Annotated in this window: 16 protein-coding genes and 3 rRNA genes; 4 read left to right on the top strand and 15 right to left on the bottom strand. The window is 52.1% G+C overall.

Annotated elements, in window-relative coordinates:
* Positions 1 to 14: 14 nt before the first annotated feature.
* From SELR_RS02170 to SELR_RS02160, 3 genes are read right to left on the bottom strand one after another with little or no spacing between them, the layout of a single operon-like run.
* Positions 15 to 947, bottom strand: a complete 933-nt coding sequence (locus SELR_RS02170) for a sugar ABC transporter substrate-binding protein (RefSeq protein ID WP_014423562.1) — start codon at positions 945 to 947, stop codon at positions 15 to 17.
* A 22-nt stretch (positions 948 to 969) separates the two neighbouring features.
* Positions 970 to 2,298: a hemolysin family protein gene (locus SELR_RS02165; protein WP_014423561.1), complete on the bottom strand. Its 1,329-nt coding sequence runs from the start codon at positions 2,296 to 2,298 to the stop codon at positions 970 to 972.
* A 36-nt stretch (positions 2,299 to 2,334) separates the two neighbouring features.
* The gene (locus tag SELR_RS02160; RefSeq protein WP_014423560.1) at positions 2,335 to 3,570 is read right to left on the bottom strand and encodes a DEAD/DEAH box helicase; all 1,236 of its coding nucleotides are present in this window, start codon (positions 3,568 to 3,570) and stop codon (positions 2,335 to 2,337) included.
* Between the two features lie 180 nt (positions 3,571 to 3,750).
* Between SELR_RS02160 and SELR_RS02155 the strand changes: the two genes are divergently transcribed.
* Positions 3,751 to 5,349, top strand: a complete 1,599-nt coding sequence (locus SELR_RS02155) for a DUF4127 family protein (protein WP_014423559.1) — start codon at positions 3,751 to 3,753, stop codon at positions 5,347 to 5,349.
* A gap of 436 nt (positions 5,350 to 5,785) precedes the next feature.
* On the opposite strand, the gene SELR_RS02150 is transcribed toward SELR_RS02155, so the two are convergent.
* The 3 genes from SELR_RS02150 to SELR_RS02140 form a co-directional block, all read right to left on the bottom strand.
* Positions 5,786 to 8,275, bottom strand: a complete 2,490-nt coding sequence (locus tag SELR_RS02150) for a DNA topoisomerase III (RefSeq protein ID WP_014423558.1) — start codon at positions 8,273 to 8,275, stop codon at positions 5,786 to 5,788.
* 13 nt (positions 8,276 to 8,288) lie between these two features.
* Positions 8,289 to 8,657: a YkvA family protein gene (locus SELR_RS02145; RefSeq protein ID WP_014423557.1), complete on the bottom strand. Its 369-nt coding sequence runs from the start codon at positions 8,655 to 8,657 to the stop codon at positions 8,289 to 8,291.
* A 211-nt stretch (positions 8,658 to 8,868) separates the two neighbouring features.
* Positions 8,869 to 9,429: a hypothetical protein gene (locus tag SELR_RS02140; RefSeq protein WP_014423556.1), complete on the bottom strand. Its 561-nt coding sequence runs from the start codon at positions 9,427 to 9,429 to the stop codon at positions 8,869 to 8,871.
* A gap of 172 nt (positions 9,430 to 9,601) precedes the next feature.
* On the opposite strand from SELR_RS02140, the gene SELR_RS02135 reads away from it, so the two are divergent.
* Entirely contained in the window at positions 9,602 to 10,054 is a 453-nt protein-coding gene (locus tag SELR_RS02135; RefSeq protein WP_014423555.1) for a hypothetical protein, read from the top strand.
* Positions 10,055 to 10,108: 54 nt separating this feature from the next.
* Here SELR_RS02135 and SELR_RS02130 read toward each other — a convergent pair whose 3' ends face one another.
* From SELR_RS02130 to SELR_RS02105, 6 genes are all read right to left on the bottom strand, one after another.
* Positions 10,109 to 10,807, bottom strand: coding sequence for an L-ribulose-5-phosphate 4-epimerase (locus SELR_RS02130; protein ID WP_014423554.1), 699 nt, complete (start codon positions 10,805 to 10,807; stop codon positions 10,109 to 10,111).
* Positions 10,808 to 11,017: 210 nt separating this feature from the next.
* A complete protein-coding gene (locus tag SELR_RS02125; RefSeq protein ID WP_014423553.1) occupies positions 11,018 to 11,821 on the bottom strand; it encodes an HAD family hydrolase in 804 nt (267 codons plus the stop codon).
* 205 nt (positions 11,822 to 12,026) lie between these two features.
* Positions 12,027 to 12,143: ribosomal RNA gene (gene rrf / locus SELR_RS02120) — 5S ribosomal RNA — on the bottom strand.
* A gap of 68 nt (positions 12,144 to 12,211) precedes the next feature.
* A 23S ribosomal RNA gene (locus SELR_RS02115) occupies positions 12,212 to 15,129 on the bottom strand.
* 291 nt (positions 15,130 to 15,420) lie between these two features.
* Positions 15,421 to 16,983 (bottom strand): 16S ribosomal RNA (locus tag SELR_RS02110).
* Together the 16S, 23S and 5S rRNA genes form the textbook arrangement of a ribosomal RNA operon.
* A 1,162-nt stretch (positions 16,984 to 18,145) precedes the next feature.
* Positions 18,146 to 19,855 carry an ABC transporter ATP-binding protein/permease gene (locus SELR_RS02105; RefSeq protein ID WP_014423551.1) on the bottom strand — a complete coding sequence of 570 codons (1,710 nt, stop codon included), beginning with the start codon at positions 19,853 to 19,855 and terminating at the stop codon, positions 18,146 to 18,148.
* Positions 19,856 to 20,003: 148 nt separating this feature from the next.
* Here SELR_RS02105 and SELR_RS02100 point away from each other — a divergent pair, with 148 nt between their 5' ends.
* The gene (locus SELR_RS02100) at positions 20,004 to 20,660 is read left to right on the top strand and encodes a hypothetical protein (protein ID WP_014423550.1); all 657 of its coding nucleotides are present in this window, start codon (positions 20,004 to 20,006) and stop codon (positions 20,658 to 20,660) included.
* Here the strand turns inward: SELR_RS02100 and rbr are convergent, their stop codons facing one another.
* On the bottom strand, positions 20,661 to 21,200 hold the full coding sequence (gene rbr / locus SELR_RS02095) for a rubrerythrin (RefSeq protein ID WP_014423549.1): 540 nt from the start codon (positions 21,198 to 21,200) through the stop codon (positions 20,661 to 20,663).
* Between the two features lie 156 nt (positions 21,201 to 21,356).
* Positions 21,357 to 22,649 (bottom strand): putative porin, encoded by a 1,293-nt coding sequence (locus tag SELR_RS02090; protein WP_014423548.1) that lies wholly within the window; start codon positions 22,647 to 22,649, stop codon positions 21,357 to 21,359.
* Positions 22,650 to 22,971: 322 nt separating this feature from the next.
* On the opposite strand from SELR_RS02090, the gene SELR_RS02085 reads away from it, so the two are divergent.
* Positions 22,972 to 23,175 carry a DUF1858 domain-containing protein gene (locus SELR_RS02085; RefSeq protein WP_014423547.1) on the top strand — a complete coding sequence of 68 codons (204 nt, stop codon included), beginning with the start codon at positions 22,972 to 22,974 and terminating at the stop codon, positions 23,173 to 23,175.
* 58 nt (positions 23,176 to 23,233) lie between these two features.
* Here SELR_RS02085 and recD2 read toward each other — a convergent pair whose 3' ends face one another.
* The gene (gene recD2, locus SELR_RS02080; RefSeq protein ID WP_041914513.1) at positions 23,234 to 25,432 is read right to left on the bottom strand and encodes an SF1B family DNA helicase RecD2; all 2,199 of its coding nucleotides are present in this window, start codon (positions 25,430 to 25,432) and stop codon (positions 23,234 to 23,236) included.
* Positions 25,433 to 25,469: the final 37 nt, after the last annotated feature.

The following is a 25,469-nucleotide window of genomic DNA, read 5'->3' as shown; positions in this document are numbered from 1 at the left end:
AGCATCCCCCTTCCTCATTTGCGGAACTGCGCGATATTATCCTTGGTAATGGACTTGAATTCCACAACGATGTTTTCCGTGGGGATTTTCCCCTTCAGGCAGGAATCCACCAACTTGAAGGTGCCATCTGCCAAGGCATTCGCATCCTGCTGGACGGTCTGGCTCATTTCACCGGCATCGATGAGTTTCAATGCCTCATCCATCGCATCAACGCCGGATATCAGACAGCCATCCAGGCGGCCTGCATCTTTAAGTGCCTGCACAGCACCAACAGCCATGCTGTCATTGGCCGCGATCACGCCGTCAATCTGCGGGAAGAGTTTTGTCCAGAGCGCTACGTTCCTGAGGGCATCTGAAGTGCGCCAATTGGCTGAGGTGCTGGCCAGGAGCTGCACGTCCGAACGCTTGTCCAGGCAGGCTTCCTTGAATCCCTGCCAGCGCAGCACACTGCCTTCAAATCCCTTTTCCCCTTCGAGATAAACCACTTTGGCATTGGGCGGCAAGTGTTTGGCCATATATTCCCCCTGCATGATGCCCGCCTGTTTTTCATCGACCATACAGGACAGGTATTTACCGCCGTTCAGGCCACGGTTGGTGATGATGATGGGAATCCCGGCCTCATTGGCCTTTTCCACCATGGGCACCAACGCCGTGCCATCCACCGCCAGCAACACGATCGCGCTGGGTTTGGCCGCGATGGCCTCCTTCATCTGGTCGATCTGCATATTGACATCGCCCTTGGCATCCCGGTATTCCACAGGGATACCGGCAGCCTTGGCCTTGTCACTGAAGGACTTGCGGATCATATCCGTAAAGCCGTCGCCATCCTGATGACTCAGGTAAAACACCGTTCCCGAGGCCGTACTGCCGCCACCGCAGCCCGTAAAGGCCAGCATGGTGACTGCAATCAGCATCAGTCCTAATAATGTACGAAAAATCTTCAACATCCCCACTCCCTTTCCCAAAAAACTAAACGATTTCCTCATGCTCTTCTGTGAGTTCATGAGCTAATTTTATCAACACACGGGTAATCCGTGCGCCTTCCACTTCCTCCACATAGAAGAAGTTGCCTGCAGCGGCAGCCATCTGGCCGACCTTCGGCTCACTGCCGATCTGGTCATAAAGCCAGCCGCCCACGCTGTCTACATCTTCATCTTCAATGGTGATTTCCAAGATGTCTTCGAGTTCTTCCAGCAGCATCTTGGCATCCACGGAGTAGACATTATCCCCCCGGTCTTCTGCCGTGGGGCGCTCCTCATCAAACTCATCCTGAATGTCGCCGACAATCTCCTCCATGATGTCCTCAATGGTCACCATGCCGGCCGTACCGCCGTATTCGTCCACCACAATGGCCATCTGGCTGTGGCTGCCCTGCATGGTCTTCAATAGCACATTGACATCCATGCTTTCCGGCACCACCAGTGCCTTGCGCGCCAGCTTGCGGAAGTTGGGGCGCTTGCCCGTGGCCATGGCCTTCATCAGATCCTTCACATGCAGGAAGCCGATAATATGATCCTTGTCCTCCTTGCAGATGGGATAACGTGTCATCTGTTCAGAAAGGATCACGTCCATATTCTCCTGCCAGCTGTCCTCCAGATAAATGACCACCATATCCGTGCGCGGTGTCATGATCTCCCGGACATTGAGTTCCGTGAAATCGAAAACATTGTCCACGAAATCCGCTTCCGTATCATCAATGAGTCCCTGCCGGTGGCTTTCCTCCATCAGCAGGCGGATCTCTTCTTCTGTGTGGGCCGACTCACTTTCGCTGGCCGCCTCAAAGCCCATGCGGGCCGTTACCCAGTTGGCCACATGATTGAGGATCCAGACAAAGGGATACATGACCTTATGGAAAATCAGCATGGGCAGGGCCACCGACAACATGATCTTTTCCACATTCTGGATGGCCATGGTCTTCGGGGTAAGTTCCCCCAGCACGATATGGCCCGCAGTGATGATGGAAAAGGCCACCACGAGGGACAAGGTATGACCCACCATATCATCCATCCCGGCCAAACGGGTAAGCGGCAGGATCAGCTGGGCTACAGCCGGTTCACCAACCCAGCCCAGCCCCAGCGAAGCCAACGTGATGCCCAGCTGCGTCACCGACAGGGAAGCATCCAGATGATCCGTGAGCCGCTTGGCATATACCGCCCGTCGGCTGCCCTCCGCAATCAATGTCTCCAGCCGGGACGAGCGGATCTTCACGCAGGCAAACTCCGCCGCCACAAAAAAACCATTCATAAAGATCAAAAACGCTACCAGTACTAACTGCAATAGTATCGGTACAATGTCCAAATTATCTTCCCTCCAAAATCCGTTATATATTTCTGTTTACTTCGCCGTTACCCGTCTTTTTCCCTGCCGATTGCTATGTTTCTTCGCCTTGGCAGCAGGCTTTTTCGGCGCCGCGTCATTTCCTTTCTTCCCTGCGCTTTTCTTCTTGGGCGCTGGTTTATCCCCGCCCTTCAGCGGCTTGAAATCAATGCCCAGCTTCCGTTCAAGCTGTTCGAGCTTGTAAGCTTCCTTGTTGTCGGCCAGGGTGATGACTGTCCCCTTGGCCCCGGCCCGGGCAGTGCGGCCTGCGCGGTGCAGATAGACCTCCGCACTTTCCGGCAGATCAAGGTTGAAGACATAATCCACCTCGGGAATGTCGAGCCCCCGGGCTGCCAGATCCGTAGACAGAAGCAGCTTGATACGGCCTGCCTTGAAATCGGCAATGGCCTTCTGCCGGGCCTGCTTGTTGTTATGGCCTAAGAGCGTGCCCACCATAAAGCCCTCATAGCGCAGCTGCGCCAAAATCCGCTCCGCATCAAATACCTTGTTGATGAATACCAGACCGCGCTTCACAGCAAGTCTCCGGGCCAGATGGCGCACGGTTTCCACCTTGCTGCGGAACGGCGTCATGCGATAGAGATTTTCCCGCTGGTTTTGGCTAGCAGGGTCTGCCTCCACCTTGATGATTTCCGGATGCTGCAGGAAATCCGCCCGCTCCAGGGCCTTTTTCGGCGCCGTGGCCGAAACCATGATGACCTGACGGTCTTCCGGCAGCAAACGCACCACATCTGCGGTATTTCCCATATTCTGGTCATCAAAGAGCCGGTCAAATTCGTCCAGCACCAGCATCTTCACATGCTGCAGCTTGAGTTTATTCTTCTGGGCCAGCTCAATGATGCGGCCCGCGGAACCTACAATCAGCTGGGGCTTGTCCTTGAGTTTATCCATCTGCCGGGCGATATTGGCCCCGCCGATAAGGCCCTGTACCTTGATGCCGAGGTTTGCCCCCTGCGCGAGATCCCGGGCCACATTGGTGATCTGCATGGCCAGCTCATAGGTCGGCGCTAAGATAACCACCTGCACATCGCGGGAAGCTGCGTCGATTTTCTGCAGAGCTGGCAGCAGATACGCCAAGGTCTTGCCCGTACCCGTGGGGGCCTGCGCCACCAGATTGCCGCCCCCCAGCACCTTGGGGATAACCTCCGCCTGTACCTGCATGGGGGATTCGATGCCCTGTTTCTTCAATACAGCAGTCAACGCCTCACTGATGCCTGTTTCTATAAAATTGCTCATTTCGTTTACCTTTCTTTGCGAACATTATTATATGCGGAACGAGTAATAACGCTATTATTATGAAAGAATTATACCACAAAAGCAGGACTTGCGCATAAATCCTCACTGCAAAAACAAGAAAACTTTTCTACTACAACGAATCGAAAAATGTTATGATAGAGGCAAAGGAGGTAATTTTCCATGAAAAAAATCTTGATACTGATTGCACTTGCCATAGCATTTGCCTATATCCCGAACCTGTCCACAGGTGAAGCCGCTTCACCTGCGCAGGGAAAGAAGATCCTGTTCGTGCCGCTGGACAATCGCCCCATCACGGACAAGGAAACCCGTCAGGTGGCAGAAAAGCTGGGCTATGATATCGTCGTTCCTCCAGAAAAATTACTGGGAACCCGGGAGCAGCCCGGCGATCCAGACGGACTTTGGCAGTGGCTGAACGAAAACGCCCCTGGCGCAAAGGCCGCTGTGGTTTCCACCGATGCCATGCTCTATGGCAGTCTGGTCGCCTCCCGCAACCACGAACTCACCCAGGACACCATCCATGAACGGGTGGAACGCTTCCGCAGCTTCCATGAAGATCATCCCCGCCTGCCTGTCTACGGCTTTGGCACCATACTGCGCACCCTGCTGACCGCCACCCATTCCGGCAACGGCATGGAACCGGCCATCTACCAGCAAAACGCCGTAAAGCTCCGGGACTACAGCATGCTCCGCGACAAGGCCGAAATGGGGCTGGCCTCCAAAAAGGAAAAGCGGGAACTGCAAAGACTCGAACAGGAAATCGTTCCGGCCGCCATGGAGGACTGGACGCACCGCCATGGCCTCAATTACGACGCCAACAAAGCCCTGATTGACCTCACAGGCCAGGGCGTCTTCTCCTTCCTGTTCCTTGGCGGTGACGATGGCGCCCGCTACTCCCAAACCCATTACGAAACACGTCATCTGCGGGAATACGGGCAGAATATCGGCAAGACAAAATTCCAGCTGACCTCCGGCGCAGATGAACTGGGCATGGTCATGCTCTGCCGGGCCATCTGCGATGACAAAGGCGATATTCCCTTCATCTATACTACCTACAATACCGGCAAGGGCCGTGAAACCATCCCCGCCTACTGCAATGAAGCCATCGGCACCGATGTGGACAACACCATCATCGCCGCTGGCGGCCTGCAGATCCCTGCACCGGAACGGGCCGAGCTGGTCATGGCCATCAACACGAACCCCGATGGCAAGACCGGCGAAGCCAACTCCCCGGCCAATACCACCAAGCCCCGCAAGGGAACCATGAACTTCGTGAACCTGGTCCAAGGACTTGTGGACAAGGGCTATCCCACGGCTGTTGCCGATATCGCTTATGGCAACGGTGCTGACAACGCCCTGATGAACGAACTGCACAAAAAAGATCTGCAGTTCAAACTGCAGGCCTACGGCGGCTGGAACACCGCCACCAACACCACGGGCTTCCTGATTGGTACCGGCCTGCTCACCAAATGGATGGACAAACAGGCCCGGGATGAACTCATGCTCACCCGCTACCTCGAAGAATGGGGTTATCAGGCCAACGTCCGCCAGAAGCTCGGCGGTGCTGTATGGAGCCATCCCGGCTACAACCAGCAGACCGGCAACCTCGACGGAGCCAGAGACTTCGCCGCCAAACAGGGTACCGAATGGATGCAGGACTTTGCCCGGCAGAACATCAGCCTGCCCGCCGGACTTTCTTTAGACAAGCTCCATATCTCCCATCCCTGGAACCGCTTATTCGAATGCGAGATATCCTTCTAGTAGACGAAAAGCCGCCCTTTGGTCAGGACGGCTTTTCTCCCTCGCGATTTGGTCTTATCCGAGGTACGGTTGGTTGCTGCACTTTACAGGGATACCAACCAAGTGTAGATGAAGTTTGCGACAACGCTGGCTAATACAGCTAAAGCGAAGTCACGAAGGAGATTTTTCACCTGCAACACCTCCTTTCCGCTGAGAGGCGTGCAGCCAAATAAGTATAGCATTATTTGCTCGTATATGCTATACTTATCGTAGTGAGATGAGGTTGAGGAGATTATCCTTCACCAGCAACAGCGTTGTGGGTTTGGTCGCCTGCAACGCACGGAGTCCGCGTTTAGGACAGCAGACAGCCGCTCTTTTGGTCGAGAGCGGCTGTTTTTCATTGTCATAAACGCTGTTCCTACAACAAAGACACCAGGCGTCTTAATGCAAAGATGTTCTACGAATTTATAACCGGAGCCCCTTTGCTGTCATCGAAGGTCGCCGTACAGCGGGGATAATTGGTGCAGCCCCAGAAGGCGCCATTTTTGCCGCGAATCAGGCGCAAATGCCCTTCCCGACACTTTGGACACAGGTATTTATCATCTGCCTGTGTCTTTTCTTTTGCCGCTTTTTCCAGCGGGCTGGCAGAGTATTTGGGCTTATCTTCCCAATTCTGCCAACCGCGGTCCCCTTGCGCGGCCTGATAGCTGGCCATATCCGCCGCCAGCTGGGCCTCATAATCTGCCGCCGCAAACAGGGAATTCAGATCCGCCATATCCTGGGCGCTGGGGCCACTGTCACTTTGCGCATACGCCACCGTGGCGGCCGGCCTTGGCCTGTAACCTGACGCCCCGCTTTGACGTGCCAGCTGGCTGGCAGATACAGCTGCCGGCGCACTGGTGCGGACACTTCTTGCCATGCGCGTTTTTGCATCCTCAAAATCCGGTTTTCCGTCCTTATCGTTGCAGGTCATACGGCATTTCGGATAGTTGGAGCATCCCCAGAACAGGCCGTTCCTGCCCTTGCGCTGTGTCAGCACGCCACTGTGGCAGCGGGGGCAGACATTTTCCCCGGTCACTTCCATTTGGGCGTTGCCCGCCTTGCCGCAGAGCTTTTTCGTAAACTCGATCTGCCCCTGCAAAAACTCCTCTAAGGTTCCATCTCCCTCGGACATGGAATGCAGCTTATCCTCCCAGATTGCCGTAGAATCCGGATAGGTCATTTCGTCCGGCAGGGCGTCCACCAGCAGATAAGCCGCCGGCGTAGGCACTAGATACTTCTTCTTGCCCTGCTTCTGCATGAACTTGCGCTTGACCAGATCTTCGATGATCGTAGCGCGGGTGGCTTCGGTACCGATGCCATAGACATCCTTGAGCTGCTTCTTGGCCTCGGGATTCTTCACATACTTATGGATTTCCTTCATGCCCGCCAGCAAGGTGGATTCCGTAAACCGCACGGGCGGCTTGGTGGCCCGCTGGGTGATTGCGCCCTTCTCATAGGTGACGCTGTCCTTTTTCTTCATCACCGGCAGGGTGCCATCACTTTCCTCATTCTCATTGTCACCATCGTTATCATCATCAGCGGCTTTCTTCTTCGCCGCCTGATACATGACCTTCCAGCCCAGATCCCGTTCCGTGCGGCCGCTGGCCGTGAAGAGTTCATCCTTATAGGTGACTTCCACCTTGGTCTGGTCATAGAGATGTACCGGATAAAACTGGGCCATATAGCCGCGGGCAATCAGGAAATAAAGATTGCGTTCCTCCGTGGTCATCGTCTGCATATTTGCCTTGACCGTAGTGGGGATGATGGCATGATGGGCGGATATCTTCTTATCGTTCCAGGCCCGGCTCTTTGTCTTCGTATCCACGCCGCCTGTCCAGCCCGCCAGCCGCTCATCCCCAGCCTGAGCCAGATTCGTGATGATCTTTACCGCATCGCCGAACTGATTGGTGGGCAGATATTCACAGTCTGAACGGGGATAAGTCGTAAGCTTCTTCTCGTAAAGCTTCTGGGCCGTATCGAGAACCACCTGAGGCGCATAACCGAACATCTTGCCAGCCAAAACCTGCAGGGAGGACAAGGAAAAGGGCAGCGGCTGCGGCTCCTGCTTCTTCATCTTCTGATAGGCCGAGATCACACCCTCCCGCGGCTCCTGCTGGAACTCGACCAGCTTCGCCTCGGCAATTTTCTTATCGATCAGGCGGTTCTCGCTGTCCAGCCCCGCCATGGTATCCTTGGGCTTCCACTGGGCAGCGAAGTTCCCATTTGCATGGGCAAATTCCGCCTTGATGGTATAGTAATCCACGGGCTTGAAATTCTCGATTTCCCGCTCCCGCCGTACCACCAGCGACAGCGTCGGCGTCTTCACCCGTCCGATGGGCAGTACCAGCTTGTCATGCCCCGCCCGTCGTGCTGCCAGCGTATAGGCCCGGGACAGATTCATGCCGATGAGCCAGTCCGCCCGCGCCCTAGCCAGTGCCGACTGCTTGAGATTGAAGAAGTCGCTGTTCTCCCGCAGATTGGCATTGGCCTTCTTGATACTGGCTTCATCCAGAGCATTGAGCAGAATGCGCTTGACCGGTTTTTTATTGCCCAGATAATCCAACACCTCATCCACCAGCAGCTGCCCTTCCCGGTCCGGGTCTCCCCCGTGGACGATTTCATCGCAACGGTCAATCAGCCCCTTGACTATGGCAAACTGCTTTTCGCAGGATTTATCCACGAAAAGCTTCCACTGCTGCGGAATGATTGGCAGATCCTCGGCCCGCCATCTCTTGTACTTGGGATCGTATTCATCCGGCTCCGCCTGCCGCAGGATATGGCCAAAGAGCCAGGTCACCACGCCTTCCCCGGTTTCCAGATACCCGTCACAGCGACGCACCGGCCCCTGCAGGCATTTGGCGATTTCCCGGCCCATGCTGGGTTTTTCGGCAATATATAAACGCAATTTCACTTACACCTCAACTAAACAATCGATATAATCCGTAGATGATGAGTCCCAGCCAGCAGACTACAAACAGGGTAGCCGCCGCCAGGATCGCCGGCATATAGCGCAGCATTTTCCCCGCCTGGTCTTCAGCCTGATGACGCACGTGGCTGGGCAGGATATTCGTCAAGCCCATGACAACTGTGGGCACAACGACTGCATCATCGATGATGCCAGCCAATGGTATTGCATCCGGAACCAGATCGATGGGACTGATCAGATATATGATGGCCGCCACCAAAAGCCCTTTCACCTTTTTCGGCGTATCCCGATGCTTCAGAGCCACCAGCATAACCAGCAGGTCATAGCGGAATAATTTCAAAAACGTAAGGATTCTCTTCATGGATTTCCCTCCTCTGTGTCACTTAATCTTATCACATTCAGCAGGCAAAATCCATAAATGCAGATACAAAGCACCCCTTCGCATGAGCAGTACGAAGGGGTGCTTTGCTGTGTATTATATTTTAGGAGAGCTTTAACGAAAGCCTGAATATAATATAGCACTATTGAGAATGAAAATCAATAGATAAATGATAATTTTTTTCAAAAACTTATCATGACAATATCGCCATGATCTTCTTATCCAGAATCTCCAGATTGTTGGTAGAAATCGTGAGTATCTCCGTCCCTTTATCGACCTCGCCCTTGGCTTTCTGTGTGCAGGCATGGGAGACCGCATTCGTATTGATCACGAGGATATCCGTCCCACTGAGCTTGTCCCGGTCGAAATTCTTGCTGCTGCCAATGACCTTGAACCCCGGATGACGATCCATCAGTTTCGCCTGCCAGGCATCACTGCCGCCAATCACGGCTATTTTCAAGGGCAGATCTGCAAATAGATCCGTCTCAGTCTCTTCCGGCTCTACCGGCAGCTCCTCTGCTGCTTCCTCTGCCTCTTCTTTCGGCTCGATCGGTTCATGGCGCCGCAGGCGCTCCCGATATTCCGTCATTTTTTCCTGCAAACGAATGTTTTCCAACAGGATATTCTCATATTTCAACTTAAACCCATTGCGCTCTGCCGTCAGCGTCTCTACCTGTCCGCTCAACGATTCACATAGCAGTTCCAGCTCTGCCAGCCGTTTCAACGCACTTTTGGGTGGCTTGTCGCTTGCCATTCACTTCACCTCATCATATATCTTCCTCATTATTCTAACACAGATTCTCCTATGGATAAGATAATTTATTTTTCAGAATTATATACTATTTCTGTCTGCTATGTTATAATGGGGTTAGTAGTCCGTTTGCAGGGAAGCATAAGTCCCCTATTGTAGAGGAAGGGATGATACCATGAAGACATACTATAGCAAGAACCGCCCCGTACTGAAAAACTGCCCCATCTGCGGCAAGCTTTATGCGGATGCCGGTTCCGGGGCCTGTCAGAAATGTTATAACGCCTATCGGAACTATGAAATGGAAATCAAGAAATTCGTAGAAGCCAATCCCAACTGCACAGCTGGTGATATCGTCAAAAATACTGGTGCCCCCCTGGCCATTGCATCCAAAATGATCCAAAGCGGCCAGTTCGCCATGAGTGGCAAAATCACCTACCCCTGCAGCCGCTGTGGCAAACTTATATTTTCTGGCGTATACTGTTCCTCCTGTCAGCAAGCCGTCCAACAGGCCACGGCCAATGCCAACCGCCTCGCTCAGGAAAAACAGCGCAAGTATCTTACGGGTAAGAAAAAAAGCGACAAGGAAAGCGGTCTCAATATCATCAAACTTTTGCGGGGCAAAAAATAGATTACCAAAAAGGTTCCCAGCCTGCAGCGGCCGGGAACCTTTTTTCCTTCTGTATTATTTTTTCTGCCCGTAATAGGCATTGGGGCCATGCTTGCGCAGGAAGTGCTTGTCCAGCAGGACCTGTGGCATGGGATCACGGTCCCCTGTAAGCATCTGGGTATGGAAGGCCATCATGGCCACTTCTTCCAACACCACTGCGTTATGCACCGCATTGAAGCAGTCGGTACCCCAGGTGAAAGGACCGTGGTTCTTCACTAGCACCGCCGGCACATAATCCGGATTGATGCCATATTTCTTGAAACGCTCCACAGCCACCACACCGGTGTTATATTCGTATTCCCCCTTGATTTCCTCCTCGGTCATATCCCGGGTGCAGGGGATCTCACCATAGAAATAATCCCCCTGCGTCGTGCCATAAGCACGCACACCCTGACCGGCCTGAGCAAAAATCGTGGCCCAACGGGAATGGGTGTGCACCACACCACCAATGTTCGGGAATTCCTTGTAGAAGATGCGATGGGTTTCCGTGTCGGAGGAAGGATTGAGATCCCCCTCCACCTTGTTGCCATCCAGATCCACCACCACCATATCCGACGGTTTCATCACATCATACTCAACCCCGGACGGCTTGATGACAAACAGTCCCTTCTCCCGGTCAATCCCTGACACATTGCCCCAGGTAAAAGTGATCAGATGATGTTTCGGCAAGAGCATATTGGCTTCGTAGACTTTCTCTTTGAGTTCTTCTAACATCAAATTCCCCTCCAACACACTGTGCTGCGCACATTTTTCTTACAGATTATTATTTTTCTGAATTACTTACACTCATATCATACACCATGATAAGCAGCATTTCAATAGGCTGGCAAATTTTTTGTGCTCGAACACATACAAAAGCTATAAACAGCCGTCAGCAGGAAGAGATCATAATTCCTGTCCCCTGACGGCCGTATTGCCTCACAATCAGCAAAGCCCCTGTTCCATGAATCCCTGGATCGTTTTCATAACCCCATGCTCCGCATTGCTGGGAGCGATAAACCTGGCTGCTTCCTTCACGGGCGGATAGGCGTTTTCCATGGCGTAGCTGTAATAAGCCGCGCTCATCATCTCCAGATCATTCATATAATCGCCAAACACCGCACATTCTTCAGGCTTTAGCCCCAGTCTTTCCTGCAGGGCCTTCACCGCCATGCCCTTGTTGGCACCCTTGTTGGTCACATCCACCCAAAAAGCGCTGGCCAGCACCACTTGCATGGAATCATAATACGGCGCAAACAAAGGATAAATCTTCTCTGCAGCATCAGCATCCGGCGTAAAGAAAGAAACCTTGATGGGCTCCTCAGCAATATCATCAAAGCTGTCCACAATCTCTACAGCGCGAAAATACTTCTTGAGTTCACCCATCTGGATTTCAGGATGCTTGTGCTTCAACAGATAAACGGTTTCCTTGCCGCAGAAAACATTGTAGATACCATCCACATCATTAACCAGGTTAAAGATCTCTCTTGCAGTATCCCGTTCGATGATGTCCGAAAACAATTCCTTGCCATGCTGACGCACAATGGTGCCATTATCACTGACAAAGATAAACTGATCCTCATATTGGGGAAAGGATTTCAACAGCGAAAAATACTGGCGGCCACTGGCAGGCGCAAACTGCACCCCACGGGCCTGCAGCTGCCCCATCACTTCATCAAACTCAGCAGGCAGCTGGCCATTTTCATCCAACAAAGTACCATCCATATCCGAAAAAATCAATTTTATCATATAAAACTCCTAATCAGATCAAATTAAACACAACAGTGATAGTATATCATATGCGGACATCTTCGTCACTCTTTATCATACGAAACTTCGTGCGAAACAGTGTTTCGCACTACGCCCTTACACGAAATCTAAGTCATTCTGCGCCTATCGGCTTGACTGACTAAAATTTCATAGTAAAAAAAGCACCCTTACGGGTGCTTCATTTAACTGGCAACGCCCTATCCTCCCAGTCCGTCTCCAGACAAGTACTTTCGGCGTATGAGTGCTTAACTACTGTGTTCGGTATGGGAACAGGTGGAACCACTCAGCTATCGTCACCAGATATTCAGTTGAGTATGTACTACTCAAAACTATACAGAAGAAATTTCAATGCCAAACATTTTAGTCTTGAAAGATAAGCCCTCGATTTATTAGTATTGGTCCGCTGCATGCCTTACGGCACTTCCACTCCCAACCTATCTACCTTGTCTTCTTCAAGGAATCTTACTGGATTACTCCATGAGATACTTCATCTCGGGACAGGCTTCACGCTTAGATGCTTTCAGCGTTTATCCCTTCCGGACGCAGCTACCCAGCTATGCTTCTGGCGAAACAACTGGTACACCGGCGGTCCGTCCACTCCGGTCCTCTCGTACTAGGAGCAGCTTCCCTCATGTATCTTACGCCCGCGATGGATATGGACCGAACTGTCTCACGACGTTCTGAACCCAGCTCACGTACCACTTTAATGGGCGAACAGCCCAACCCTTGGGACCTGCTTCAGCCCCAGGATGTGATGAGCCGACATCGAGGTGCCAAACCTCCCCGTCGATATGGACTCTTGGGAGAGATTAGCCTGTTATCCCCAGGGTAGCTTTTATCCGTTGAGCGATGGCAATTCCACTCTCATTCCACCGGATCACTAAGCCCTACTTTCGTACCTGCTCGACGTGTCTGTCTCGCAGTCAAGCTCCCTTCTGCCTTTATACTCTTCGCGCGATTTCTGTCCGCGCTGAGGGAACCTTTGGACGCCTCCGTTACTCTTTCGGAGGCGACCGCCCCAGTCAAACTGTCCGCCTGCCACTGTCCCCGAGGTCGTTGCTCTCAGGGTTAGATTCCTAACACGCAAAGGCTGGTATCCCAACATTGACTCCCTAGAACCTGGCGGCTCTAGTTCTCCGTCTCCCAGCTATCCTGTACGTTACATGCCAAAAATCAATGACAGGCTGCAGTAAAGCTCCATGGGGTCTTTCTGTCCAGTCGCGGGTAACCTGCATCTTCACAGGTATTTCAATTTCACCGGGTCCCTCGTTGAGACAGTGCCCAAGTCGTTACACCTTTCGTGCGGGTCGGAACTTACCCGACAAGGAATTTCGCTACCTTAGGACCGTTATAGTTACGGCCGCCGTTTACTGGGGCTTCAATTCCGAGCTTCACCTTGCGGCTGACCCGTCCTCTTAACCTTCCAGCACCGGGCAGGTGTCAGCACCTATACGTCAGATTTCTCTTTAGCAGGCACCTGTGTTTGTGGTAAACAGTCGCTTGGGCTTCTCTTCTGTCGCCGGCTCCAGCTCCATCAGTAAATGACTTCACCAGCTCCGGCCATCCTTCTCCCGAAGTTACGGATGCATTTTGCCGAGTTCCTTAACGAGGGTTTTCCCGCGCACCTTAGGATTCTCTCCCCGCCTACCTGTGTCGGTTTTGGTACGGGTACATGTCGTCTCGTTAGAAGCTTTTCTTGGCAGTGTAGTACGTCTGAATTTGATGCATCCCGAAGGATTTATCTATCTATCGGTTCTCAGCCTTTCAGTGTGGGGATTTGCCTCCACACCAGCCTACCGCCTTCGACTGGCATTTCCATTCGCCAGCTCAGACTCCTTGCTGCGTCACTCCATCCTCAAACAACTCCATGCAGTACAGGAATTTTCGCCTGTTGTCCATCGCCTACGCTTGCTGCCTCGGCTTAGGTCCCGACTTACCCTGGGACGACGAGCGTTGCCCAGGATCCCTTAGGCTTTCGGTGGGCCAGATTCTCACTGGCCGTTTCGCTACTCATACCGGCATTCTCACTTCCATGCGCTCCAGCTGTCCTTCCGGTCAACCTTCAACGCCCATGGAACGCTCCCCTACCCATGCTTGCGCATGCCGCGACTTCGGTTCTGTACTTGAGCCCCGGATATTTTCGGCGCAGGGCCTCTCGACCAGTGAGCTATTACGCACTCTTTAAATGGTGGCTGCTTCTGAGCCAACATCCTGGTTGTTTAGGAAGTCCTACATCCTTTTCCACTTAGTACAGCATTGGGGACCTTAGTCGGCGGTCTGGGCTGTTTCCCTCTTGAATACGGGTCTTATCACTCGCATTCTGACTCCCAGGTTCTTCTCATAAAGCCATTCGTAGTTTGACTGGAGTTGGTATCCATTACAGACCCGCGTCCGATCAGTGCTCTACCGTCTTTATGTGTCGCCTGAGGCTAGCCCTAAAGCTATTTCGGGGAGAACCAGCTATCTCCACGTTCGATTGGCATTTCACCCCTATGCACAGCTCATCCCAAAGTTTTTCAACACTCACGGGTTCGGTCCTCCACTCATTTTTACCTGAGCTTCAACCTGGCCATGCATAGATCACTGTGGTTTCGGGTCTAATCCATGTAACTGTCGCCCTGTTCAGACTCGCTTTCGCTTCGGCTCCGTGTCTTCCACTTAACCTCGCTACATAAATTAACTCGCCGGTTCATTCTTCAATAGGCACGCCGTCGCTCATATAAAGAGCTTCGACTGCTTGTAGACATACGGTTTCAGGTTCTATTTCACTCCCCTCCCGGGGTTCTTTTCACCTTTCCCTCACGGTACTATGCGCTATCGGTCGTTCCGTAGTATTTTGCCTTGGATGGTGGTCCACCCTGCTTCCCACAAGGTTTCACGTGTCTCGTGGTACTCTGGATACCGGCCCATTGGACAACTTTTCGCTTACGGGGGTTTCACCTTCTGTGCCGCTCCTTCCCAGAAGCTTTAGCTAAATTGTCTTCCTTTTATGCCGGTCCTCAACCCCGGGTGTCCGAAGACTCCCGGTTTGGGCTCTTCCCTGTTCGCTCGCCGCTACTGAGGGAATCTCTTTTGATTACTTTTCCTCCGGTTACTTAGATGTTTCAGTTCACCGGGTGTGCCTCCTAGAAACTAGGTAATACGACATGACTCGTACTGGGTTGCCCCATTCGGACATCCATGACTCACAGCCTACTTGCGGCTCCTCATGGCTTTTCGCAGCTTATCGCGTCCTTCATCGGCTCGGAACGCCTAGGCATCCACCATATGCCCTTGGTAGCTTAACTTTCGTTTGCTATGACGTGTTGTTCAAATTTTGCCGTAGGCAAAATCTTCGACTTGACGTCACGACGAGGTTTATCCTCGTCATAAGGTATCACATGTTTGTGATGTCTATGCTTTAGAATCCTAAAATGTTCGTTCAACCTTCTGTTTACACTGTCGTGTAGACCATTGGTTAAAATTGATACATTTTGATTTCTTCTGTGTAGTTTTCAGTGTACATATGAGAGATTATTCTCTCAAAACTAGACAATGCAAAAGCCAAATGCTCCGACCTAAGATTTTGTAATCCTTAGAAAGGAGGTGATCCAGCCGCACCTTCCGATACGGCTACCTTGTTACGACTTCACCCCAGTCATCGCCCCCACCTTAGACGGCTGCATCCTTGCGGTTTGCCCACCGGCTTCGGGTGTGAATGACTTCCGTGGTGTGACGGGCGGTGTGTACAAGGCCCGGGAACGTATTCACCGCTGTATGCTGACCAGCGATTACTAGCGATTCCGACTTCATGCAGGCGGGTTGCAGCCTGCAATCCGAACTGGGAGATGGTTTATGGGGTTCGCTTGCCCTCGCGGGTTCGCTGCTCTCTGTCCATCCCATTGTAGTACGTGTGTAGCCCAGGACATAAGGGGCATGATGACTTGACGTCATCCCCGCCTTCCTCCGCGTTGTCCGCGGCAGTCTCATTTGAGTTCCCACCTTAACGTGCTGGCAACAAATGATAGGGGTTGCGCTCGTTGCGGGACTTAACCCAACATCTCACGACACGAGCTGACGACAGCCATGCACCACCTGTTTTCGTGTCTCCTAAGAGAGGGATCTATCTCTAGATCTTTCACTCAATGTCAAGCCCTGGTAAGGTTCTTCGCGTTGCGTCGAATTAAACCACATACTCCACCGCTTGTGCGGGCCCCCGTCAATTCCTTTGAGTTTCAGTCTTGCGACCGTACTCCCCAGGCGGAATGCTTATTGCGTTAACTCCGGCACAGAAGGGGTCGATACCTCCTACACCTAGCATTCATCGTTTACGGCGTGGACTACCAGGGTATCTAATCCTGTTCGCTCCCCACGCTTTCGAGCCTCAGCGTCAGTTACAGTCCAGAAAGCCGCCTTCGCCACTGGTGTTCCTCCTAATATCTACGCATTTCACCGCTACACTAGGAATTCCGCTTTCCTCTCCTGCACTCAAGAAAGACAGTTTCAATCCCATCACGGGGTTGAGCCCCGCACTTTTAAGACTGACTTGCCTTCCCGCCTGCGCTCCCTTTACGCCCAATAATTCCGGACAACGCTCGCCACCTACGTATTACCGCGGCTGCTGGCACGTAGTTAGCCGTGGCTTCCTCGACGGGTACCGTCATTGCGAAAAACTATTCGCATTTCGCACATTCGTCCCCGTCAACAGAGCTTTACGAGCCGAAACCCTTCTTCACTCACGCGGCGTTGCTCCGTCAGGCTTTCGCCCATTGCGGAAGATTCCCCACTGCTGCCTCCCGTAGGAGTCTGGACCGTGTCTCAGTTCCAATGTGGCCGTTCATCCTCTCAGACCGGCTACTGATCGTCGCCTTGGTAGGCCGTTACCCCACCAACTAGCTAATCAGACGCAGACCCATCGCAAAGCGATAGCTTACAAGTAGAGGCCATCTTTAATCAGTCTCCCATGCGGGAATCTGACAACATTCGGTATTAGCAGTCCTTTCGGACTGTTGTCCCCATCTTTGCGGCAGGTTGTCTACGCGTTACTCACCCGTTTGCCACTCGGCTTCAAAATAGCAAGCTAAATATCAGCCTCGTTCGACTTGCATGTGTTAAGCACGCCGCCAGCGTTCGTCCTGAGCCAGGATCAAACTCTCCATAAAATATGAAGAACTTAATCAAGCTCTAATTATCTATAAAAGAAATTGCCGATTGCTATGTTATTCATACCAATCGATGTTTTGTTAAGAAGTAAAAACTTCTTCAAACATCTGGCTTAATCATGTTGCATGATTATTTTGCATTGTTTAGTTTTCAAAGAACAATCATTGTCGCACTCTTCAGAAGTGCCCGTCGCTTCAAGCGACTCATTTATCTTATCACCAGCAGATCAGCTTGTCAAGAACTTTTTTAAATTCTTTTTTGAAGCTTTTCGGAACGTTCCAGCGGCCTGCCACTCAAGGCTTGCTGTGCTGTTTCGTTGCCGTGTCTGTCAGCGACTTGTATTATATTACACGAGTCGGCTTCACTTGTCAACACCTTTTTTAAAAAAACTTAAAAAAGCTGCCAAAACATTAGATAAATTGCAGTTTGTAGGTGCGAGCCTGAACGCTTTTGTTACAGAGCAGTGGGGCGGCGGTGGGAATACTTTTCCGCCGCTGCACTAAATGTCCCGCCAGCAGAAGTACGCATCTTCCAGTAACCTGCGCCGGGCAAGTCCGGCGGCGCGTCCATCAACGAAGTATCCAGCACATGCTGTTTGCGGGCCAGCCTTCACTTCGTTCAGGCAGTCGTTCCGCCGGCGGAAAAGCATCCCCACCGTCACCCAGAGTTACGTTTGTCAATGCTGCTATGTTCCGGCTGGAGGATACAAGTACATCGATGTTCTTGTTACGGGAGAACCGGGTTCGTGCCAATTGCAAAAATCGTGGCTGGGGGCGAACGGGGGAGTGCTTTTTCTGTGGGAGCGACTGTCTGAGCGCAGCGAAGACCGGCCCGAGGCAGGCCGTTACCAGAAAGCACGCTGAAAGACGCGCCGCCGGTCTTGCCCGGCGCCATCTGGCTAAACAGCTCTAAAATTGCCGAGAGGGTCGTTTTAGCGGAAACAGAAAAAGTACTCCCCCGTGAACCCCTGACTGCGTATGAACGGGATGCCTTCAGCACGAACGCGCCGACAAACTGCAATTTTAAGCCAAGGGCATTGTACGCAAAAGCCGCGAGGCCTGATGATGTTTTTCCGTAGCGTTTGGCGCTTGCGTCTCAGCGAAGGAAAAGTATTATCAGGCCCCGCGGCGTCTTTATGCAATTTTGTAAAACGAACTTATCTTATAGCGATATCGCCCGCACTTCCCAGCTTCCATCACCAGCCAGTTTCAATTCCTGCTGGTGCTGGGCAAACAACGTCGACCTGTGTCCCACGCTGACCACGCCCATATCAGGCAATTCTTTGGCCAGCATTTGATACATCTCCGCTTCCCGCGGTTCATCCAAAGCCGACGTCGCCTCATCCAGGAATACCCAGTCCGGCTTGGCCAGCAGAACCCGGGCAAAGGCCAGACGCTGCTGTTCTCCTAACGACAGGATACGGCTCCAATCGTCAATCTCGTCGAGGCGACCGACGAATTCTTCCAAGCCCACTTTCTGCAATACAGCCTGCATAGTTTCATCACTGCCTGCTGCCGTACCGGGATAATATAAAGCCCGACGCAAACTGCCCAAAGGCAGATAAGGACGCTGAGGCAGGAACAGCAGTCTGCTGCCTGCTTTCAATGATAGTTTTCCCTTACCATAAGGCCAGATACCGGCCAGAGTACGCAGCAAGGTGCTCTTGCCGCAGCCGGACGAGCCCGTTACCAGCAGACGGCTGCCGGCGGGCAGACTCAGGGTACAATTTTCCAGCAATACCCGGCTGTCCGGCAGTTGCACCTGCAGATCCTCCATAGCCAGCTGCTGACCTTCTTCCCGGCGTACAATGCCGGCATCGACACCTTCGGCCCCTTCCATATGCTCCGTAAAGGTGGCAAGACGCTTGACCACCGCTGCCAATTGCGCGATGGTATCATAGGACTCGACAAAATAAGACAGGGCATCCTGCACCCGGCCAAAGGCCGAAACCGTCTGCATCAGACCGCCCAACGCAATACCGCCCGCAAAATACTGGGGTGCCGCCAAGATCAGCGGCACGATGACAGCCAGCTGCGCATAACCATTCACATAGAAATTCAGCAGTTTCGTCTGCTTCATAAGCTGCCAGAAATTGCTGATGACCTTGGCAAAACGCTCATGGAAGCCCTTGTTTTCTGCTTTTTCGCCGCCATAAAAGGCAATGCTTTCGCTGTTCTCCCGCACGCGCATCATATTGAAACGGAAATCGGCCTCAAAGCGCTGCTGATCAAAATTCAGGCCAATGAGTTTCCGCCCCACGAAATGAGCGCAGACCGTACCGATTCCCGAATAGAACAGGGAGAACCAGAACATATAGCCATAGATGACGAAATCATGCCCCCCCAGATTCATGGTGAAGGCTCCCGAAAGATTCCATAGCACCACACCAAAGGCGGCCAACGTCGTCAGCTGCTTCAAAAAGCCAATCAATAATTGCAGGGAAAGATTAACAAACTGATTGATATCCTCACTGATTCGCTGGTCAGGGTTATCCGTATCGCTGTTCTGCACCTGCAGGCGATAGTAAACCTGCCCGCTCAGCCAGCGGGAAAGATACTGATCCGTCAACCAGGTACGCCATTTTATCTGCACCTCCTGACGCAGGTAAATCGCATAGACAGCAATCACGATATACAGCATGGCAATCGCCGTGAACTCCCCCACCAACGGCCAAAACTGATCCGCCTGATACTGCTGCAACGCATTATAGAACTCATTGTACCAGCTGTTCAGCCTGACCAGCAGATACACACCAAAAAAATTCAGACCAATGACAAAGGCCAGCAGCCCCCGGGCTTTCCATTTATGCTCACTGTTCCAATAGCCGCGGAACAATTGCCAAAAAGCCTTGAAAGCGCCTCTTTTCTCCATATGTAATCACTCCACACAAAAAGAGATTGCCCCGCCATCAAAGACGGAACAATCTCAGTATAGCCCTTTCCCCTATTTCCTGCAATACAGAAATTATGTTAGAATGAATAAGTAGTATCTTATTGGAAATACAGGGGGTATATTCACCATGTTCATATATGTCATTGGCATATCAGCTCTGCTGCTTTTGCTGCTCCTCTACCGCTATCTGCACAATACGAAGATCTTCACCTGCTTCTGTCTGACGCTTCTGATCACAGGCCTGATTGCCTACCGTTATTGGCCGGTACCCGAAACCGTCCATCAGCCCATCAGCGAAACAGAGCGCTACGAAATGCAGCAGCAACAACAGATTTTCACCGCCTGGTACGCGCAGTACCAACAGGATTTGGCTGAACTTGACCGCAACTGGCGCTGGTATCACCAAATCATCGAAAGCTTCAAGGCTGACAATATCAGTATCCAAACCTGTTTCCTGCGCTTGAAGCAACTGGACCAGGACAGTCAGAACCTCAAGGAACGCATTGCCCAGCACAAGCCGCCAACAGCCCTCAACGATGGCTGCTATGACCAGCTGGCCGAAGTCGTGAAAAAGACCAACGCCTACGCTGATGCACAATACCGCACCATCGCCCTGACGCGGGCAGCTGCCGATCCGGCCAACCTGAAGACCGATGATCAGGCTGAACAGAGCCGCATGCTGCAAACCATCATGATCCGGGAATCCCCGGTGGGGTTATACACCGCCAAGGAAATCACGGCTATCCGGGATTATCTGGAGATTCCCGAAGATGAACAGCGCTGATCAATAGTTCTCAGCATGGATCTCAAAATAGCTCTGGGGATGTGCACAGACGGGACAAAGCTGCGGTGCTTTGGTGCCCACAACGATATGACCGCAGTTGCGGCATTCCCAAACCTTGACCTCGCTCTTCTGGAAAACTTCCTGAGCCTCTACATTCTTGAGCAGGGCGCGATAGCGTTCCTCATGATGCTTTTCAATCTCGGCTACCATGCGGAATTTGATTGCCAGCTCCTTGAAGCCTTCTTTTTCTGCCGTGTCGGCAAAACCGGCATACATATCCGTCCACTCATAATTCTCGCCATCTGCGGCGTCTTTCAGATTCACCGTCGTATCGGGCATGCCATCATGGAGTTCTTTGAACCACATCTTGGCATGCTCTTTTTCATTGTCAGCCGTCTTGAGGAACAGGGCAGCAATCTGCTCAAAACCTTCCTTCTTCGCCTTGGAAGCATAGTAAGTGTACTTGTTGCGGGCCTGGCTTTCCCCGGCAAAGGCCGCCTCAAGATTTTTCTCGGTCTGGGTTCCTGCGTACTTGCTCATCATAATTCCTCCCCTAAAATATAATTTACACAAGCACATTATAGCATTTTCCACGCTTAATATCCACACAATTTTATTTATTGTCAGAAATTTATTTGAAAGAGACAAACAAAAAGATGCCTCCGCAGAGGCACCTTTCCGTTTATTGTTATGTGATTAGAACAGGAAGTTCACACGACCGAAGAGGTTTTCAACCTTCTTATCGGTCTTGAGATCTTTACCATTGCCGTAGCGGAGCGTCAGGATAGTATTCTTGAACACAGCATAGTTGCCGCCAACTTCCCAGCCTTTTTCGCCCATGTTGTCGATGTTGATAACATCCCAGGGGCTGGCTACGAAGGCATTACGGCCAAAGTGACGGTAAGCCACCCATGCACCCCAGGTCCCCTGGTTTTCAGCCTGTGCGCCTTTGTAATCCAGCTCTACGCTGCCAGCCTTTTTATAATAGTCAGCATCATGGTTCTGCGCATAGAAACCCTTTAAGCCAACGTTCTTGCTGAAATTATAACCGCCCTTGACCAGAACAACGTTAGCTTCATCCGTCTTGTTTTTGGCGTAAAGATTATAGTTCAGGTTTTCGAAATTACGCGCATTAAGATGATGCCAGCGGACAGCACCCCAAAGTTTGCTCTTCTGTGCACCTACACCGACATACTGATAGTTGGCAGCCAAATCATCAGCATCTGCATTTTTTTCACGGTTAAATGCTGCCGGGCTATTCAAACGGCCAGCACCAACAACAAAGTTTACACCATCCCCTGCCGGCTTATAAGCAACTTCTGCACCGGAGAAAGCCGTATCGGCAATGGTATCATCATCCGGCGTAGCAAACTTACCGAATTTCAACGTCCAGTTGCCATAGTTGCCTTCGGCATAAACACGTTTCAGTGCAACTTTGCCCTCATCTTCAGCATTAGCAGAGCTGTCTTCATCCAGGAACGTGTTGGCATCGAGACGAGCCTTCACATGCCAGTGAGAGTTCACTTCAGCCGTCGGTTCGAGACGGATAAGCAGGTTGTTGCGGCTGTTCTTGTCCGTATCATGCTGACCTTCAGTCATGTAATGCTGGAACGTATACTCAGCAGTGCCATGCCACTGAACTTTATCTGCATTGCGTTCCAGGTTGGCTACACGTACACCCAGGTTGTTGAGTTCTTCCGCGAATTCAGCAGCCAGTTTGTCAACGAGCGCCTTATCCACACCGCTGGTGCTCTTGGTCATAGCCTTAGCTACCATCTGTGCCATTTCGTAGCGGGTGATGTTGCGGTTGCCCTTGAAGGTGCTGTCGCCATAGCCTTCGATAACGCCATCGTTAGCCAGCTGGGTTACAGCATCATAAGCCCAATGGTCAGCCGGTACATCGCTGAACGGATTGCTGGCAGCAAACGTCGTGCTGGCAGCACCTACAACCAGAGCGGTAGTCAGAGCAGAAACGAGTTTCTTGTTCATTAAAAAATCCCCCTAAATAATTAATAACCCCTCGTTCGTCGGAACCGTTCCCAGTGAGTTTCCTTGTTTCCTCATCAAACAGGTCATATGTCCCTTCGAACAATTAATACTATAACACATATTCTGAAACATGGCAACGGTTTCATACATATTTTTTTCAGAAACAATCCGATTCCCCCGTAATGAGCAAACAATATGTAAAAAATTACTATTGTTTAATCTGCCTGTAACATTTGTTTCTTGTAACTTAATGGGTAACTATGCTATAATTCCCTTGTTGGTTAATTTAGTTTTATCGCGTTTTACGCAGGAGGATTTTATAATGGCTATCACTAAAGACATGAGCATCATCGAAGTTGTGCAGAAGTACCCGGACACCGTTGACGTATTCGTCAACGCCGGCATGGGCTGCCTGGGCTGCGCTGCCGCTCACTTTGAAAACATCGAGCAGGGCGCTATGGCTCACGGCATCGACATCGATGCTCTGATCAGCAACCTCAACGAAGTTGTCGGCGCTGAAGCATAATTCGTTCTAAAAAAAATGACCGGTCAATGCAAATTGACCGGTCATTTTTTATGCTCTTTTATTCATTCAAGGCGCCTGCCAGACGTTCAGCCAGCAGGGTATAGCGCTTGCGGGTACGGTCATTGGTGACCGCGGTATTCAGGGCTGCCTTCGTCCCTAACAGGATGACCTGCTTGCTGGCGCGGGTGACTGCCGTATAAAGGAGATTTCTCTGTAACATGATATAATGCCCGGCAGTCAGGGGCAGGATGATCACAGGATATTCACTGCCCTGACTTTTATGCACACTCATCGCATAAGCCAATTGCAGCTCCACCAGTTCATTTTTCTCATAATCCACCTGCAGATCCTCACTGAACTGCACGGTGATATGGTCAGACTCCACAGCGGTGATAAAACCGATATCACCGTTGAACACCATCTTGCTGTAGTTATTCTTCGTCTGCATCACCTTGTCATTGAGACGAAAGGTGCGGACGCTGTTCTTGTACTCGGCTTTATACTCAGCCGGCGGATTCAAGGCCGCCTGCAACAGCTTGTTGAGGTTTTCCACGCCGCATTCCTGACGGTGCATCGGCGAAAGCACCTGCACATCTGTCAGTGGATTCCAGCCCTGCTTGGGCAAAATCTCCACACAGAGCTTCACGATATTGCGGGCCACTTCCTCAGGATCGGCGATCTCCCAGAACTGAAAATCCCCGGCGGGCTTGCAAAGGGGCAGACGGCCGGCATTGATGGCATGGGCATTCAAGACGATGGTGCTCTCCTCATTCTGACGGTAAACCTCCGTGAGGCGCACAGCAGGGATGACCTGGGAACGCAGGATATCCTTGAGCACGGAACCAGGCCCCACTGCCGGCAGCTGATCCACGTCCCCCACCAGGATCACATGGCAGCCATCCGGCACAGCCTCCAGAAAATGTTGCATCAAGACGATATCCATCATGGAAACCTCGTCGAGGATGATGGCATCGGCTTCCAGCTGCTCGTCTGCGTCCTTGGCAAACATCGAAGCACCATCATCCTGCCGCCCGCCCTGGGCCTCCAGCATCCGGTGCACCGTCATGGTCTTGCGCCCCGTAGCCTCAGCCAATCGCTTTGCCGCACGTCCCGTAGGTGCTCCTAAGAGGATTTCCAGACCGGCCATTTCCAGCACGTCGATCATCCCCCGCACCACCGTCGTCTTGCCTGTACCAGGGCCGCCGGTCAGCACCAGAATGCCATGGGTTAACGCCGCCACCATGGCTTCTTTTTGTGCCTGGGCCAGATCAAGGCCGGTCATTTCCTCCCAATGAGCCACCATCCCCTCGGGATCTTCCACATTGAGCACATCGGCATAGCGCTGCAGATACAGGAGTTTGCGGGCAACTTTTTTCTCCGCCCGATAAAGATAAGGGGAATAGATCAGCGTTGTGCCGCCAACCTCTTCCACAGCCAACCGCTGCATTTTCAGCTGCTTTTTCAGCACTTCACCCACCCGCAGGGAATCCACCCGCAGCAGTTTGGCCGTACGGTCCATCAGTGGTTCTTCCGGAATGCAGCAGTGACCGCTGGTGGAAATCTGCTGCAGGGCATAATCAATACCTGCCGCCACGCGGTTTTCATCATCCCCAGCCATACCGAGGCTGGCGGCAATGGCATCTGCGGTAGCAAAGCCAATGCCCTCTACTTCCTGCGCCAGCTTGTACGGGTGATTTTCCAGCACTTCCAAAGCAAAGGAACTATATTTCTTATAGATCCTGGCCGCCAGCGCGCCGGATACATTATGGCTTTCCAGCCAAAGCATGATTTCCCGCAGCTCTGACTGCGACGTATACGAGGCCACGATCTTGGCCGCCGTCTTCTTGCCAATGCCCTCCACTGTTTCCAGCAGTTTCGGTTTCTGCTCGATGATATCCAGCGTATCGGCACCGAATTTTGCCACCAGCCGTTTGGCCATGGCGGGGCCCACGCCGTCAATCACACCGGAAGCCAGGAAACGCTCAATGCCTTCCACGCTGGTAGGGGCTTCCAGCCGCAGGCTCACAGCCTTGAACTGCTGCCCAAAACGAGGGTGCGTAATCCAGCTCCCCGTCAAATACACCTGCTGCCCCACCAACGGCGGTTCTGAGCTGACCGTCACCGTAACACGGCTGTTCTGACCGGAAGGCTGCAGACGGAAGACCGCAAATCTGCCATCCTCACTGGCAAAGATAATGCTGTCCACCAGGCCTTCGATTTCCTCCTGGCCAGCCTGTGGGGCAAAGCCCAATGCCATCTGTTCATTATCGTTGTTATATGCCACTATCTTTGCT

The sequence above is a fragment of the Selenomonas ruminantium subsp. lactilytica TAM6421 genome (assembly GCF_000284095.1).
Taxonomy (GTDB): Bacteria; Bacillota; Negativicutes; order Selenomonadales; family Selenomonadaceae; genus Selenomonas_A; species Selenomonas_A lactilytica.
This window is presented reverse-complemented; position numbering and strand designations above follow the sequence as displayed.

What these genes read in the sequence shown, in the direction of transcription:
- SELR_RS02170 (WP_014423562.1), bottom strand. Translation starts at nt 947, where the DNA reads ATGTTGAAGATTTTTCGTACATTATTAGGACTGATGCTGATTGCAGTC.
- SELR_RS02160 (WP_014423560.1), bottom strand. Translation starts at nt 3,570, where the DNA reads ATGAGCAATTTTATAGAAACAGGCATCAGTGAGGCGTTGACTGCTGTA.
- SELR_RS02155 (WP_014423559.1), top strand. Translation starts at nt 3,751, where the DNA reads ATGAAAAAAATCTTGATACTGATTGCACTTGCCATAGCATTTGCCTAT.
- SELR_RS02145 (WP_014423557.1), bottom strand. Translation starts at nt 8,657, where the DNA reads ATGAAGAGAATCCTTACGTTTTTGAAATTATTCCGCTATGACCTGCTG.
- SELR_RS02140 (WP_014423556.1), bottom strand. Translation starts at nt 9,429, where the DNA reads ATGGCAAGCGACAAGCCACCCAAAAGTGCGTTGAAACGGCTGGCAGAG.
- SELR_RS02135 (WP_014423555.1), top strand. Translation starts at nt 9,602, where the DNA reads ATGAAGACATACTATAGCAAGAACCGCCCCGTACTGAAAAACTGCCCC.
- SELR_RS02130 (WP_014423554.1), bottom strand. Translation starts at nt 10,807, where the DNA reads ATGTTAGAAGAACTCAAAGAGAAAGTCTACGAAGCCAATATGCTCTTG.
- SELR_RS02125 (WP_014423553.1), bottom strand. Translation starts at nt 11,821, where the DNA reads ATGATAAAATTGATTTTTTCGGATATGGATGGTACTTTGTTGGATGAA.
- SELR_RS02105 (WP_014423551.1), bottom strand. Translation starts at nt 19,855, where the DNA reads ATGGAGAAAAGAGGCGCTTTCAAGGCTTTTTGGCAATTGTTCCGCGGC.
- SELR_RS02100 (WP_014423550.1), top strand. Translation starts at nt 20,004, where the DNA reads ATGTTCATATATGTCATTGGCATATCAGCTCTGCTGCTTTTGCTGCTC.
- rbr (WP_014423549.1), bottom strand. Translation starts at nt 21,200, where the DNA reads ATGAGCAAGTACGCAGGAACCCAGACCGAGAAAAATCTTGAGGCGGCC.
- SELR_RS02090 (WP_014423548.1), bottom strand. Translation starts at nt 22,649, where the DNA reads ATGAACAAGAAACTCGTTTCTGCTCTGACTACCGCTCTGGTTGTAGGT.
- SELR_RS02085 (WP_014423547.1), top strand. Translation starts at nt 22,972, where the DNA reads ATGGCTATCACTAAAGACATGAGCATCATCGAAGTTGTGCAGAAGTAC.
- recD2 (WP_041914513.1), bottom strand. Translation starts at nt 25,432, where the DNA reads ATGGCATTGGGCTTTGCCCCACAGGCTGGCCAGGAGGAAATCGAAGGC.